The following is a 13,847-nucleotide window of genomic DNA, read 5'->3' as shown; positions in this document are numbered from 1 at the left end:
ACTCACAGCGGCAGCGGCACCACCAGATCGGCCCGCTCCCGCGTCGCCGCCACCAGTTCGGCATTGCGCTGATCGCTCCTGCGCACCCAGGCCACCGCCTCCTCGTGCGCCTTGCCGAACTCCTCGTGCCGGGCGACCAGTCGGCGCACCCGCTCGTCCTCGTCGCCCTCGCAGAACCACACCTCGTCCAGCGCGGCCCGCACTCGGCGCCACGGGCCCGTGTCCAGCAGCAGATAGTTGCCCTCCGTGACGACCAGCCGGACTGCCGGCGGGACGGGCACGGCCCCCGCGAGCGGCTGCTCCAGCTCCCGCTCGAAGCCCGGCGCGTACACGATGTCGTCGCCGTCCGCCTCGTCCCGCAGCCGCCGCAGCAACGCCGCGTAGCCTGCCGCGTCGAACGTGTCCGGCGCGCCCTTGCGGTCCCGGCGGCCGAGCCGGTCGAGCTCGGCGTCGGCGAGGTGGAACCCGTCCATCGGCACCTGCGCGGCCCAGGGTTCGCCCGTGCCGTTCAGCTCCCGCACCAGACGCCGCGCCAGGGTCGTCTTGCCCGCGCCGGGACTGCCGGCGATCCCGAGCAGCGCGCGCCCGCCTCCCTGGGCGAGGGAACGGGCCCGGCACAGCAGATCATCGAAAGTCAGCACACAGCAGAGTGTCGCAGTCTCCCGGAAGGGAGACACGCGCGCAGAGGACGACGGCCGTTGCCCGACGACGAGACGCCGAGCGGCGCCCCGACCACCCGCCGCGCCGACGCCGTCCGCCGAAGGGCTCCCTCGACACCGTCCTCGTCGCCCGCGCCGACGACATCGTGCATGGGCACCACTCGTTCCCGCACGAGTGAACCCGCCAAGATGTGGCGCGCGCCACACCGTTGAGGGGGCCGATCGCGGGGAACCGTGCCTGTATGACGACGACGCTCGGCCTCCCCGAATCCATCCAGGCCTGCCTCTTCGACCTCGACGGGGTCGTCACCCGCACGGCCGTGGTCCACGCGGCCGCCTGGAAGGAGATGTTCGACGCCTTCCTGCGCGAACGCGACGGGGACGGATTCCGCCCGTTCGACGCGGGCGCCGACTACGACGAGTACGTCGACGGCCGTCCACGCGCGGACGGCGTCCGCGCCTTCCTCGTCTCCCGCGACGTCCGTCTGCCCGAGGGAGGCCCCGACGATCCGCCCGACGCGCAGACCGTCCACGGCCTCGGCAACCGCAAGAACGAACTGCTCCTGGAGAAGATCCGCACCCAGGGCGTCCAGGCCTACGACGGCACCCTGCGCTACCTGGAGGCGGCACGCGCGCGGGGGCTGCGCACGGCGATCGTCTCCTCCAGCGCCAACGCACGGGACGTGCTGCGGTCGATCGGCGCCGAGGACCTCTTCGACGTACGCGTCGACGGCGTCGTCGCGGCGGAGCGGGAACTGCCCGGCAAGCCGCACCCCGACACCTTCCTGGCCGCCGCCCGCGACCTGGGCGTCGAGCCGGCGGGCGCGGCCGTCTTCGAGGACGCGCTGGCGGGGATGGACGCGGGCCGCTCCGGGAACTTCGGGTATGTCGTCGGCGTCGACCGGGTCGGACAGAGCGACGCGTTGTACGCGCACGGCGCGGACGTCGTGGTGCGGGACCTCGAGGACCTCCTCGGGCAGGGAGGGCACGCGTGATCACCCAGCGGTCGTACGCGGTCGAGCCCTGGTGCATACGCGAAACCGAACTCAACCTCGACGTCCTCGCTCAGAGCGAGTCGGTCTTCGCGCTGTCCAACGGGCACGTGGGCTGGCGGGGCAACCTCGACGAGGGCGAGCCGCACGGTCTGCCCGGCGCCTATCTCAACGGCGTCCACGAACTGCACCCGCTGCCCTACGCCGAGGCGGGCTACGGCTATCCGGAGTCCGGGCAGACGGTCATCAACGTCACCAACGGCAAGATCCTGCGCCTGCTGGTCGACGACGAGCCGTTCGACCTGCGCTACGGGCGCCTCGTCACCCATGAGCGCGTGCTCGACCTGCGCCGGGGCGTCCTGGAACGCACCTGCGAGTGGACCTCCCCCGCCGGATCCACCGTGCGGGTGCGCTCGACCCGGCTGGTCTCGCTCGCCCAGCGCTCCGTCGCCGCCGTCGCCTACGAGGTGGAGGCCGTCGGCAGCCGCTCCCGGGTCGTGATCCAGTCCGAACTGGTCACCAACGAGAGCCTGCCCGACCCGAACGGCGACCCGCGCGCGGCGCGCGCCCTGAAGTCGCCGCTGGAGCCGGAGGAGGACGTGGCCGTCGGCCGCCGGCTGCGGCTCGTGCACCGCACGAAGCGCAGCGGACTGCGCGTGGCCGTGGCCGCCGACCACAACGTCACCGGCCCCGAACGGACCACGCTCAGCAGCGAGAGCAACGTCGACGTCGCCCGGCTCACCGTCACCTCCGTGCTGGAGCCCGGTGAAAGGCTGCGCGTGGAGAAGCTGGTCGCCCACGGCTGGTCCGGCGCCCGCTCGCGGCCCGCGATGAGCGACCAGGTGGAAGCGGCGCTCGCGGCGGCCGGACACAGCGGGTGGGACGGCCTGCTCGCCGAACAGCGGGCCTACCTCGACGACTTCTGGTCCCGCGCGGACGTCGAGGTCGACGGCGACGAGGAGATCCAGCAGGCCGTCCGCTTCGCCCTCTTCCACGTCCTGCAGGCCGGCGCCCGCGCCGAGCAACGGGCCATCCCCGCCAAGGGGCTGACCGGCTCCGGGTACGACGGCCACGCGTTCTGGGACACCGAGACCTTCGTCCTGCCCCTGCTCACCTACACCGCTCCCGACGCCGTCGCGGAGGCCCTGCGCTGGCGGCAGAACACCCTGCCCGCCGCCCGCGAACGGGCCGTCCAGCTCGGACTGCGGGGCGCCGCGTTCCCCTGGCGGACGATCGAGGGGTCGGAGGGCTCGGCGTACTGGCCGGCCGGGACCGCCGCCTTCCACGTCAACGCCGACATCGCCCACGCCGTCGTGTCCTACGTCGCGGCGACGGGGGACGCCGAGTTCGAGCGGGCGACGGGCGTCGAACTGCTGGTGGAGACCGCCCGGTTGTGGCGCTCGCTCGGCCACCACGACGCGCACGGCGCGTTCCACATCGACGGCGTCACCGGGCCCGACGAGTACAGCGCGGTCGCCGACGACAACACGTACACCAACCTCATGGCACGGGCGAACCTCCTCGCCGCCGCCGACGTCGTCGAACGCCACCCGCAGGAGGCGGCCCGGCTCGGAGTCGACGACGAGGAGAGCGCGGCCTGGCGGGACGCCGCGCGGGCGGTGTACGTGCCCTACAACCACGAGCTCGGCGTCCACGAACAGCACGCCGGATTCACCCGCTACCAGCAGTGGGACTTCTCCGCCACCCGCGCCGACCAGTACCCGCTGCTCCTGCACTTCCCCTACTTCGACCTGTACCGCAAACAGGTCGTCAAGCAGGCCGACCTGGTCCTGGCGATGTACACCTGCGCGAGTCACTTCGACGACGAGCAGGTCGCGCGCAACTTCGCCTACTACGAGCCGCTGACCGTCCGCGACTCCTCCCTCTCGGCGTGCTGCCAGGCCGTGATCGCCGCGCAGGCCGGCCATCTCGACCTGGCCTTCGACTACACGACCGAGGCCGCGCTGATGGACCTGGCCGACCTGGAGCACAACACCCGCGACGGGCTGCACATCGCCTCCCTGGCCGGCACCTGGACGGCCCTGGTCGCGGGTTTCGGCGGCCTGCGCCGCGACGCCGACGGCCTGCGTTTCGCGCCCCGGCTCCCGCAGCGGCTGAGCCGGCTGGCCTTCAGCGTCCAGATCCTCGGCCGGCGGCTGCGCGTGGAGATAGGCCCGGACAAGGCCGCCTACACCCTGCTGTCCGGCCCGCCGATGACGCTCCACCACCACGGCGAGCAGGTACGGGTGAACGGAGAGGGGCCGGTCGTGCGCGCCGTGCCGCCCGTGCCGGACCGTCCGGCGCCGCGACAGCCCCTGCACCGGGGACCGCACACCCGTTTCTAGCCCACGGCGGGAAGGGGCGGGGTGTGCCCGGCCGCCGGGCGCCGGCCACCGGGGCGTCTCGCCTCCCGGCCCGCGGGCGCGCTCAGTCGCGCACGCCCCACTCCTTGCGCCATCTGACGATCTGCTGCGCGGGATCGCCGGTGCACGACCAGGGAGTGCGGGTCGCCCGACGGCCGAGGGCCCTCAGGAGCGGCGCCGCCACGTCGGCGACGCCCGCCGCACACGCGGCGTGCGCAAGGTGGTTGACGTCGCGCAGCTCGCCCGGTGCGACGGCGTCGTCCTGGCGGCCCATGATCCAGCGGTCCCAGGTGCGGCGGACGTCGCTGACCGCGCCGTCGTTGTCCCAGTGCTGGCCGAGACCCACCGAGGCGGGGCGCCCCGGCGCGGAGTCCAGGGCGTGACGGAACTCCTCGACCCGCGCGTACTGCACCAGCACCGGCAGCGCGCAGCCCGGCGGAGCCACGCCGGCCGCGTCCCGGGCGAAGTCGTACATCAGCCCGTGCGAGCCGTGCCAGCGGGCGGAGTAGTAGTGCAGCACCTGGAGGTGGCCCTCCATGCTGTAGGGGTCCCGCCGGTGCAACTCGTCCCACCAGCGGGCCAGTTCCTGCCTGCGCACGCCCGACGGGTAGAGGCGGGCCACCGAGATCAGCGAGATCCACGGCGTCGGGTCGTCCGGGCAGGCCTCGGCCGCGGCCAGACAGGCCAGCACCGCACCGTCGACGCGGTGCTGGTCGATCGGCACGCCCCGGCCCGCGGCGATCGCCAGGGTGAACGCCCGGGCCGTCTCCGTGGCGGCCCGCTGCACCAGCGCGTCGCCGCTGTGCGGCTCGGCGGCCAGCCAGGTCTCCACGGTCGAACTGCCCGCGCAGGCCTGCGCCAGCATCCGCACCCGGTGGCCGCGGGCCAGCCGGTCGGGGCCGGTCGAGTGCAGCAGGTCCCGCAGTCCCTGCCAGCGGCCGATGACGATGTCGTGCCGGACGGAGGAGAGAGCGGTGTCTCCGCAGTCGGGGTCGAAGTCGGGGGCGAAACGGTCCCGCGCCATCACGGCCCCTCTCAGAAGTCGGTGGGCAGACCGTCGTGGGAGTACGCGGCGGGACCGCCGTCGGGCACGTAGTCGGTCCGGACGGTCCGTGAGGCGTCGAGCCGCGCGGGCCGGTAGTAGTCGCTGCCGCGCCGCCAGTACCAGAGCATCGGCACCAGGCCCACGGCGAGCCCGCCGATGCCGATGGCGACGGCCGCGGGCTCGAGTTCGCCCAGCGACTCGGCGAACACCCAGAACATGAACAGCGAACCGCCCAGCGGCCACAGTCCGCCGAGGACGAAGTCGGCCGGGGACGTCAGCAGCGTTCTGCGGTAGGCGACCACGGCCGCCAGGCCCGCCAGGCCGTAGTAGACCGCGATCTGCAGGCCGATCGCCGAGATCGCGTCGGCGAGGATGTCGCCCACCGAGCCCAGCAGGTTGGAGGCGACGAACAGCGCCAGCGCCACCCCGCCCACCACCGCGATCGCCACCCAGGGCGTGTTCCAGGTGCGATGCACCCGGCCCAGCGCGGAGGGCATCGTCCGGTCGCGGCCCATCGCGAACAGCGAGCGGGTGACCTGGATGAGCGTCGTCTCCAGGGTGGCGACGGTGGACAGCATCACGGCCACGATCAGCATCTTGCCGCCCCAGCCCGGCCACACCTCCTGGCCCAGCGCGGCCAGCACGTTCGAGCCGTTCTCCTCGATCTGCCGTGAGCTGAGGACGATGTTGACGGCGATGGTGAAGACCTCGAAGAGCAGGAAGACGACGCCGACGCCGATCAGTCCCGCCAGACCGGTCGTGCGGCGGCTGTCGCGCGTCTCCTCGCTGAGGTTGCTGGTCACGTCCCAGCCCCAGTAGTAGAACGCCGCGACCAGCGCGCCCGACGCGAAGCCGGACACCCCGTGGAAGTGGCTGAAGCCGAGCCAGGACCAGTCGAAGGCCAGCGAGTTGTCCGTGTGCAAGAGGGCGAGCACCGCGAACAGCGCCAGGATCACCAGTTCCACGCCGGACATGATCAGCTGGGCACGCACGGTGAGCCGGGCCCCGCCCAGCACCACCGCCAGCATGACCAGGAACCAGGCGGCGCCGACCACGGTGGACAGCGCGGTGTCGTCGGCGAGTCCCTCGTCGAAGAGGGCGAGCGTCATGGACCCGGCCGGCAACGACCCGGCCACCATGAAGATGGTCGCCGAGACGACCAGCGCCCAGCCGCTGATGAAGCCCAGGAAGGGATGGAGCGTGCGCCCCACCCACGAGTAGCTGGCCCCGGCGTTCACGTCGATCCGGCTGAGTCTGCTGAACGCCAGGGCGATGCCCAGCATCGGTATCGCGCAGTACAGCAGCGCCGCCGGTCCCGCCAGGCCCACGGCGCCCGCCAGGACCGCCGTGGTGGCCGCGATGGAGTACGCCGGGGCGCTGCCCGCGACCGCCATCACCACCGTGTCGAAGGTGCCCAGCACGTTCGCCTGGAGCCCTCTGCCGACGCTGTTGCTCATCGTTGCGCTGCTTTCCTTCGGGCACGTCGCTCGGACCGGGGCGGCCCGACGGCGTATGGGGGGGGGTGAGAGGTGGAGCGCCGTCGCGTCCCGGGAAGGGTGGCCCCGAAGGACGTCGGCGGAGAAAAGCGCTGAGGGCGCCGTCCGAGCACTGCGTCCACGGACGGTCACACCGAGTGTGCGAGTGACTATAGCCCCAAGGATTTGGCTTGCAAGATCGAACGGGTGGGGAATGTGCGACCGCGCGTGCGCAGGTGACATGTGTCGCGATTGGAGCGGGCCGGACGGGAAACGCGGACGGGGAAGACAGCGGCCCGACGGCGAGGAGGCACCATGGGCACGGAGTCCGAGGCGATGGGCGACGACGTCTACCAGCCCACCGGATCCAACGAGGAGCAGGAGGACGGCGCACCGCTCGACCTCCAGGACGCCCTCGACGAACGCACCTACGACGACACCCTGGACGAGGGCTACTCCCCGCCGGAGAAGCCGCTCGGCGTGACCAAGTACGGCACCACCGCGGCCGAGCAGCACGAGGGCGAGAGCCTGGACCAGCGGCTCGCCCAGGAGGTCCCGGACACGGCCGGGCCGGCCGGCGACGGCGTCGGGGACCTGCCCGGCGGCGAGGGCGAGCCCCTCGACCCCGAGGCGGGCGACCGGCGCGCGGGCCGGCTCGTCGCCCCCGACGAGGGCGCGCATCCCGACGCCGTCAAGGAGGAGATCGCCCGGGACGTGGGCGTGGACGGCGGGGCCGCGGGCGCCGAGGAGGCCGCCGTCCACATCGTCGAGGAGTGAGCGTCCCGCGTCGGGCCGCTCGCGTCGGTCAGTCCCCGATCCGGTCCAACTGCCGCAGCCGGTTGGTGGCGTCGAGGGCGGCGACCTTGTACGACTCGGCGAGCGTCGGGTAGTTGAAGACCGCGTCGACCAGGTAGTCCACGGTGCCGCCGCAGCCCATCACGGACTGCCCGATGTGGATCAGCTCGGTCGCCCCGCTGCCGAAGCAGTGCACGCCCAGCAGGGTGCGGTCCTCGGGGGAGACCAGCAGCTTGAGCACGCCGTGCGCGTCGCCGATGATCTGCCCGCGGGCCAGTTCGCGGTAGCGGGCCACCCCCACCTCGAACGGCACCCGTTCCTCGGTGAGCTGGTCCTCCGTGCGGCCCACGAAGCTGATCTCCGGGATGGTGTAGATCCCGATCGGCTGGAGGTGGTGCATCTGCCCGACGGGCTCACCGCAGGCATGGTAGGCGGCCGCGCGGCCCTGCTCCATCGCCGTCGCCGCGAGTGCCGGGAAACCGATGACGTCACCGACGGCGTAGATGTGCCCGACCGGCGTGCGGTAGTGGTCGTCGACCTCGATCCGCCCGCGCCGGTCGGCCGTCAGCCCCGCCTTCTCGAGGTCGAGTTCGTCGGTCAGGCCCTGGCGGCCCGCCGAGTACATGACCGCGTCCGCCGGGATCTTCTTGCCGCTCTCCAGCACGGTCAGCGTGCCGCGCGGATGCCGCTCCACGGCGGCCACGGTCTCCCCGAAGCGGAACGCCACCGCCAGGTCGCGCAGGTGGTACTTGAGGGACTCGACGACCTCGACGTCGCACATGTCGAGCATTCCGGCCCGCTTCTCCACCACCGTCACCCTGCTGCCGAGCGCGGCGAACATGCTGGCGTACTCCATCCCGATCACGCCGGCGCCCACGATCACCATCGACTGCGGCACCCGCTCGATGGTCAGGACGTTGTCGGAGTCGAGGATCGTCCGCTCGTCGAACTCCACGCTGTCCGGCCGGGCCGGCCGGGTCCCGGTGGCGATGACGATGTGCTCGGCGCTGATCAGCCGCTCCTGCCCGCTGGCCTCGCGCAGGGCGATCGTGTGGTCGTCGACGAACCGGCCGGTGCCGGCGAACAGCGCGACGTGGTTGCGGGTCAACTGGCTGCGGATGACGTCGATCTCGCGCCCGACCACGTGCTGGGTGCGGGCGGTCAGGTCGGCGACGGTGATGTTCTCCTTGAGGCGGTAACTCTGTCCGTACAGGTCGCGCTGGGTGAGGCCGGTGAGATAGAGCACCGCTTCGCGCAACGTCTTGGAGGGAATGGTTCCGGTGTGGAGGGAGACCCCGCCGACCATGTCGGGGCGGTCGACGACGGCCACCCGGCGGCCCAGTTTGGCCGCGGCTATGGCGGCCTTCTGGCCGCCGGGACCTGATCCGAGGACGAGCATGTCGAAGTCGGGCACCCTCCGCAGTCTGGCAGGACGAGGGCGGGTGCGGATAGGGCCCGCCCTCCACGAGGGCGTCGAGTACCTTCCCGCGCCGCTCGCCCAGCGATCAGGCGCGGATCCTCCCGACCTGCCCCTGCCGGACGAAACGGGCCCGTTGAAGTGCCGGGCTGTCCATCACCGTCGGCACGGTGAAGACCCGTTTCGGCCGCTCAGCGGCCGGGGACGACGAGGACCGCGCCTTCTGGCCGCCCGGACCTGGTCCGAGGACGAGCATGCCGAGGTCGGGCACCTTCCGCGGCCCGGCTGGGCGGGGGCGCCCGGGGAAGGACCGCGGCGACTACGGCAGCAGCTTCTCGATCGCGCCGGGCCCCTCCTCGGCGAGCTTGCGCCGCGCCCACGCGAGAGTGCGCGGAGTCACGTCGCGTCCCGTGGCGAGGACCATGTCCTCCGCGGACACCTCGGTGCCGGTACGGGTGTGGAGCAGGTCGTCCGGGGTGGCGCGGTCGTCCGGGGAGGGTCGGGCGGCGCCGGGCTGTGACGTCGGCATGATGTCGGCTCCTCGCGTCCGAAGGGTGTACTAACACCATTCATCCTGGAGCCGCGCCCCGCAATCGCGATCACCGCGGGCCGGGATGCCGCGGTGATCGGCCAGGGTTCTAATGGGCCGTGTCCGGGCGCCCCGACCACTGTGCGGCATCCCCGTACGGCAGGAAGGCCCAGCTCATGGAACCCACCGCTGCCGGGAGACCCCGACCGGGGACACTGCGCAGACTCGGCGCCTGGTGCGCCCGTCACTTCCTGTTCGTCATCATCGCCTGGCTGGTGGCGCTCGTCGCCCTCCAGGCGCTCAGCCGCACGTTCGGCGGCGGGTACGAGGACAACTTCCAGCTGCCCGGCGTGCAGTCCACCGACGGCCTGGACGTGCTGAAGCAGCACGACCCGCAGGCCGGCGGCTACAGCAGCCAGATCGTCCTGCACGACGACCAGGCCGTGAGCACGCTGAGCCCGCAGATGTCGACCGCGGTCGGCGACCTGCAGAAGCTGCCCCACGTCCTGTCGGTGCAGAACCCGCTGACCCAGACCCCGACGAAGGCCGGACCCGTCTCCGGCGACGGGAAGACCGCCTACGTCACCGTCCGGTTCGACGTGCAGCCCTCCACCCTCGGCGACGGCTACCTCAGCGGCGTCGACCAGGCCGTGCAGCCGCTGCGCGCGGCCGGCGCCGACGTCGAGTACGGCGGATCGCTCGGTGAACTCGCCCGCCCGGCGCCGAACGACCGGATCAGCGAGCTGATCGGCTTCGCGGTCGCGATCGTCGTCCTGCTCGTCGGCTTCGGCAGTGTCATCGCCGCCGGACTCCCCCTGATCACCGCGCTGATCAGCGTCGTCGGCGGGCTCGCCTGCCTCGGACTGCTGGCCGCCGCCTTCACCTTCGCGACCGTGTCGCCCACGCTGGCCACCATGATCGGACTGGGCGTCGGCATCGACTACGCCCTCTTCCTGATCACCCGGCACCGGCAGAACCTGATGTACGGCGCCGACCCGGCCGAGGCAGCCGGACATGCCACCGCCACCAGCGGCCGCGCCGTGCTCGTCTCCGGCACGACCGTGATCATCGCGCTCACCGGCCTGTACGCCTCCGGGGTGTCCTTCATCGGCAAACTCGGACTCGCCGCGGCCGTCACGGTCGTCTCCGCCGTCGCCGGCGCACTCACCCTCGTGCCCGCCCTCCTGGGGCTCATCGGGCGGCACATCGACCGCTACCACGTCCGCAGACCGGTCGCCGAGACCGACGCCGAGCCGGGCGCCGTCCCGCACGGCACCTGGCACCGCTACGCCAGGCGCGTCGAACGCAACCCCTGGCGGTTCCTCGGGGCCGGAGTCGCCGTCATCGCCGTCCTCGCCATCCCCGTCTTCTCCATCCAGCTCGGCCACATCGGCGACGGCGCCGACCCGACCTCCTTCACCGACCGGCGGGCCTACGACCTGATGACCGACGCCTTCGGCCCCGGCTCCAACGGGCCCCTCACCGTCGTCATCGACCAGACCTCCGTCCCGTCCGACAAACGCCCCGCCCTGTCCGCGCAGGCGACGAAGACCCTGGGCGCGGTGCCCGGCGCGGCCACGGTCACCCCGCTGACCGCCACCGGCGACGGCGACGTGCTGCTCGCCACCGTCTACTCCGAGCAGTCCCCGCAGAGCGCGACCACCACCGACCTGACGAACCGCCTCGTCGGCCACACCCTCCCCGACGCGGTCTCCGGATACGACGCCAAGGGCTACGTCACCGGCACCACGGCCGCCCAGGTCGACTTCCGCGACATCGTCGCCCGCCGGCTGCCCCTGATCATCGCGGTCGTCGTCGGCCTCGCCTTCCTGATCATCCTCGCCGTCTTCCGCGGACCTCTCGTCGCGGTCAAGGCGGCCGTCCTCAACGTCCTGTCCATCACCGCCTCCTACGGCGTGGTCGTCGCCGTCTTCCAGTGGGGCTGGGGCGGGCCCGCGCTGGGCGTCAACGGCAAGGTGCCCATCGAGAGCTATGTGCCGATGATGATGTTCGCGATCGTCTTCGGCCTCAGCATGGACTACGAGATCTTCCTGCTCTCCCGCGTCCACGAGGCCTGGCTGCGCCTGGGCGAGGCCAAGGACGCCGTCGCCCACGCCCTGGAGATCACCGCACGGGTCATCACCTGCGCGGCCCTGATCATGGTGAGCGTGTTCTCGGCGTTCCTCGTCAGCGACAACATCGTCGTCAAGATGCTGGGCCTGGGCCTCGCCGTCAGCGTGCTGATCGACGCCTCCGTGGTCCGGCTGCTGATGGTGCCCGCCGTCATGACCCTGCTGGGCCCGCGCGCCTGGTGGACGCCGCGGTGGCTGGACCGGATCCTGCCGCACATCGACGCCGAGGGCGACGCCGAGACGCTCACCGCACCGTCGCCGCACCGGCCGGACCCGCCGGACCCGCCGGTGCGAGGACGAGCATCGTGACGTCGTCGCGGACCGTGGGGGAGTGACGCAGGACGTCCGTCCACACCCGGTCGGCGGTGGTCGCCGGATCGGCGTCGGCGGCGAGCGCGGGCAGCCTCTCCAGCAGGGGGTAGAACACGCCGGCCGCGTCCCTGGCCTCGAAGACGCCGTCGGAGGCGAGGAAGAGACGGTCCCCCGGCCGCAGCGGCAGGACCGCCGCGACGAGCCGGGCGCCGGGCAGACCGAGCCCGAGCGGCGTCCACGGCGCCACGTCCACCTCGGTGGCGCCGCCGTCGCGCAGCAGCACGGGCGGCGGATGCCCGCAGGCGAGGACGCGCACGGCGTCGGCGTCCGGCGTGAACTCCACCAGGACGGCCGTCGCGAACAGCTCGGCGTGTACGACCCGCGCCGAGTCCACCATCAGCCTGCGATCCAGGCGGGCCGCCACCGACTCCAGGTCCGGCTGGTCGAGCACCGCCTCCCGGAATGCCCCGAGCAGGGAGGACACCGTCGCCACCGCCGCCAACCCGTGCCCCTGCACGTCCCCCAGCACCGCCCGCACCCCGTGGGCGCTCTCGCGCACGTCGAAGAAGTCGCCGCCCACCAGCGTCCCGAACTGCGCCGCCCGGTACAGACCCGCGCACCGCACCGGACCGACCCGCTCGGGCACCGGCGGCGCCACGGCGCGCTGCGCCGCCTCCGCGATGGTGCGCTCGGTGTCCAGCTGGACGTCCCGGCGGCGGCGCACGAACGCGACGAACACGCTCAGGACGGCGACGAAGCACACCGTCAGCACATCGGTCTGCCCCGGCCGGTCCAGCTGGAACGCGGGCACGCTGAGCATCACCACCACGGCCGCGCCGAGCGCCGCCGTCACCGCGGGACCGTACGACAGCACGGCCAGCGGCGGGATCGCGCCGAGCAGGAAGCCCAGGTCCAGCGGTTCGGGACTGGCCAGCGTGGTGACGCAGACGCCCGCCGTCAGCGCGAGCGGCAGCGCCCGCACCCAGCGCGGCGCAGGCGCACCCCGCAGCCAGCCCCGCCGGTCCCGGTCCTGTCGTCCCACACCCCCACGCTCCACCCCGGCGCGGGCGGGCGCACGCCGAACCGTCAGCGCGCGTATGCCGAGGTCGTGAGCGGGTCCCTGGCCGGACCTGTGTGCGCCGGGCGGGCCGAGGCGGTCAGCTGCGGCTCCCGGCAGGGTCTCGACGTCGGCCGGCATCTGCGTGACGCGGGCCGGAGGTGTCTCGCACACCGGCGACGGCCGGCCGGTACGTCCCTGCCGGCGCTCAGGCCGCCCGGCCCTCGTCCGCCTGTGTCGCCGCGTCCGTCACCGCACCCGACGCCCCGTCCGAGGCCGCGCCCGGCTTGGCGCCGGTGGCGCCGCCCGGTATCAGACGGAGGTGCCGTCGGCGGCCGGCATGGCGGCGCCTGGCCGAGACCGGGGCGAGCAGGCGTTCCTCCACCCGGTCCATGAAGGCCAGCAGAACGGACAGCAGCGGCAGCAGCAGTACGGCGACCCAGAGCACGGCGTTCTCTCCTCGTGAGGCGACGCCATGCCGAGTGCTCCGAATCGGGCCGCTGATGCATGCTCGGTCGAAGCAGCGGCCTCGTGGCGGCCCGCCCGACGTCCACCGTGCGCGGAGCGGGCCGCGTCACGGCGCCGAGGGGACGGGCGCGTCCTGGAGACCGGCACGCCGACGAACCCGCACAGGGTCCCACCCCGGCGCGTTCACGGATCCGCACGGGCGGGCGCTTCGCGTGCGCGGTCCTGGCCGGATCGAGACCCCCGCGAGTGACATGAGCGACCGACACGCATGAATCGCCCAGGTCCGGGCACACGCAGCGCAAACAGGAGAGAGGGGTGCTCGTGATCGTTCCGGACCCGAAGGTCGCCAGGACTTTGCTGACCCGCTACGCGACGCTGAGGATCGCTCAGGCGGAGAGGGAGACGCGGCAGGCGGCTCGTGAGCTTCAGGACGTGACGTACACCTTGTGCGTGCTGATGGGCACGCCCGACGTCCAAGAGGCGGTCGCCGCGGCGGACGCCCTGCTGGAGTCGGCGGCGACGCCCGCGACGCACGCGGGGGCCGCCGAGACCGAGAACGGACTGTCCCTGGCGGTGTGAGAGCGGTGTGAGGGCGGCGAGGCG

Annotated in this window: 12 protein-coding genes; 5 read left to right on the top strand and 7 right to left on the bottom strand. The window is 72.8% G+C overall.

Features of this window, described 5'->3' with window-relative positions; translation table 11 throughout:
- Window positions 1-2: 2 nt before the first annotated feature.
- Window positions 3-641, bottom strand: a complete 639-nt coding sequence (locus tag IE239_RS25745) for a nucleoside/nucleotide kinase family protein (protein WP_190151767.1) — start codon at window positions 639-641, stop codon at window positions 3-5.
- A gap of 260 nt (window positions 642-901) precedes the next feature.
- Between IE239_RS25745 and IE239_RS25740 the strand changes: the two genes are divergently transcribed.
- Entirely contained in the window at window positions 902-1,654 is a 753-nt protein-coding gene (locus IE239_RS25740) for a beta-phosphoglucomutase family hydrolase (RefSeq protein ID WP_190151766.1), read from the top strand.
- A complete protein-coding gene (locus tag IE239_RS25735; protein WP_190151765.1) occupies window positions 1,651-3,996 on the top strand; it encodes a glycoside hydrolase family 65 protein in 2,346 nt (781 codons plus the stop codon). Before IE239_RS25740 ends, IE239_RS25735 begins: the two co-directional genes overlap by 4 nt.
- Before the next feature lie 82 nt (window positions 3,997-4,078).
- Here the strand turns inward: IE239_RS25735 and IE239_RS25730 are convergent, their stop codons facing one another.
- Both IE239_RS25730 and IE239_RS25725 read right to left on the bottom strand, forming a co-directional pair.
- Window positions 4,079-5,038 carry a hypothetical protein gene (locus tag IE239_RS25730; protein ID WP_190151764.1) on the bottom strand — a complete coding sequence of 320 codons (960 nt, stop codon included), beginning with the start codon at window positions 5,036-5,038 and terminating at the stop codon, window positions 4,079-4,081.
- A gap of 11 nt (window positions 5,039-5,049) precedes the next feature.
- Window positions 5,050-6,516: an APC family permease gene (locus IE239_RS25725; RefSeq protein ID WP_190151763.1), complete on the bottom strand. Its 1,467-nt coding sequence runs from the start codon at window positions 6,514-6,516 to the stop codon at window positions 5,050-5,052.
- 333 nt (window positions 6,517-6,849) lie between these two features.
- Between IE239_RS25725 and IE239_RS25720 the strand changes: the two genes are divergently transcribed.
- A complete protein-coding gene (locus IE239_RS25720; RefSeq protein WP_190151762.1) occupies window positions 6,850-7,311 on the top strand; it encodes a DUF5709 domain-containing protein in 462 nt (153 codons plus the stop codon).
- 28 nt (window positions 7,312-7,339) lie between these two features.
- On the opposite strand, the gene sthA is transcribed toward IE239_RS25720, so the two are convergent.
- Both sthA and IE239_RS25710 read right to left on the bottom strand, forming a co-directional pair.
- Window positions 7,340-8,743 (bottom strand): Si-specific NAD(P)(+) transhydrogenase, encoded by a 1,404-nt coding sequence (gene sthA, locus IE239_RS25715; protein ID WP_190151761.1) that lies wholly within the window; start codon window positions 8,741-8,743, stop codon window positions 7,340-7,342.
- Between the two features lie 322 nt (window positions 8,744-9,065).
- Window positions 9,066-9,275 carry a hypothetical protein gene (locus tag IE239_RS25710; protein ID WP_190151760.1) on the bottom strand — a complete coding sequence of 70 codons (210 nt, stop codon included), beginning with the start codon at window positions 9,273-9,275 and terminating at the stop codon, window positions 9,066-9,068.
- A 176-nt stretch (window positions 9,276-9,451) separates the two neighbouring features.
- On the opposite strand from IE239_RS25710, the gene IE239_RS25705 reads away from it, so the two are divergent.
- Window positions 9,452-11,716, top strand: coding sequence for an MMPL family transporter (locus IE239_RS25705; protein ID WP_190151759.1), 2,265 nt, complete (start codon window positions 9,452-9,454; stop codon window positions 11,714-11,716).
- Here the strand turns inward: IE239_RS25705 and IE239_RS25700 are convergent.
- Both IE239_RS25700 and IE239_RS25695 read right to left on the bottom strand, forming a co-directional pair.
- The gene (locus tag IE239_RS25700; protein ID WP_229878310.1) at window positions 11,652-12,761 is read right to left on the bottom strand and encodes a PP2C family protein-serine/threonine phosphatase; all 1,110 of its coding nucleotides are present in this window, start codon (window positions 12,759-12,761) and stop codon (window positions 11,652-11,654) included. The genes IE239_RS25705 and IE239_RS25700 overlap by 65 nt on opposite strands.
- Window positions 12,762-12,984: 223 nt before the next feature.
- A complete protein-coding gene (locus IE239_RS25695) occupies window positions 12,985-13,224 on the bottom strand; it encodes a hypothetical protein (RefSeq protein ID WP_190151843.1) in 240 nt (79 codons plus the stop codon).
- 341 nt (window positions 13,225-13,565) lie between these two features.
- Here IE239_RS25695 and IE239_RS25690 point away from each other — a divergent pair, with 341 nt between their 5' ends.
- Window positions 13,566-13,823: a DUF5133 domain-containing protein gene (locus tag IE239_RS25690; protein WP_190151837.1), complete on the top strand. Its 258-nt coding sequence runs from the start codon at window positions 13,566-13,568 to the stop codon at window positions 13,821-13,823.
- The last annotated feature ends 24 nt before the right edge of the window (window positions 13,824-13,847 follow it).

Origin of the sequence: Streptomyces humidus (genome assembly GCF_014649655.1) — a bacterium.
Lineage (GTDB): Bacteria > Actinomycetota > Actinomycetes > Streptomycetales > Streptomycetaceae > Streptomyces > Streptomyces humidus.
Note: the sequence above shows the minus strand (reverse complement) of the source record. Positions and strands in the feature narration are given on the sequence as shown.

Excerpts from the sequence above, each read along its gene's own strand:
- IE239_RS25740 (WP_190151766.1), top strand. The coding sequence starts at position 902 with ATGACGACGACGCTCGGCCTCCCCGAATCCATCCAGGCCTGCCTCTTC.
- IE239_RS25720 (WP_190151762.1), top strand. The coding sequence starts at position 6,850 with ATGGGCACGGAGTCCGAGGCGATGGGCGACGACGTCTACCAGCCCACC.
- IE239_RS25730 (WP_190151764.1), bottom strand. The coding sequence starts at position 5,038 with ATGGCGCGGGACCGTTTCGCCCCCGACTTCGACCCCGACTGCGGAGAC.
- IE239_RS25710 (WP_190151760.1), bottom strand. The coding sequence starts at position 9,275 with ATGCCGACGTCACAGCCCGGCGCCGCCCGACCCTCCCCGGACGACCGC.
- IE239_RS25705 (WP_190151759.1), top strand. The coding sequence starts at position 9,452 with ATGGAACCCACCGCTGCCGGGAGACCCCGACCGGGGACACTGCGCAGA.
- IE239_RS25725 (WP_190151763.1), bottom strand. The coding sequence starts at position 6,516 with ATGAGCAACAGCGTCGGCAGAGGGCTCCAGGCGAACGTGCTGGGCACC.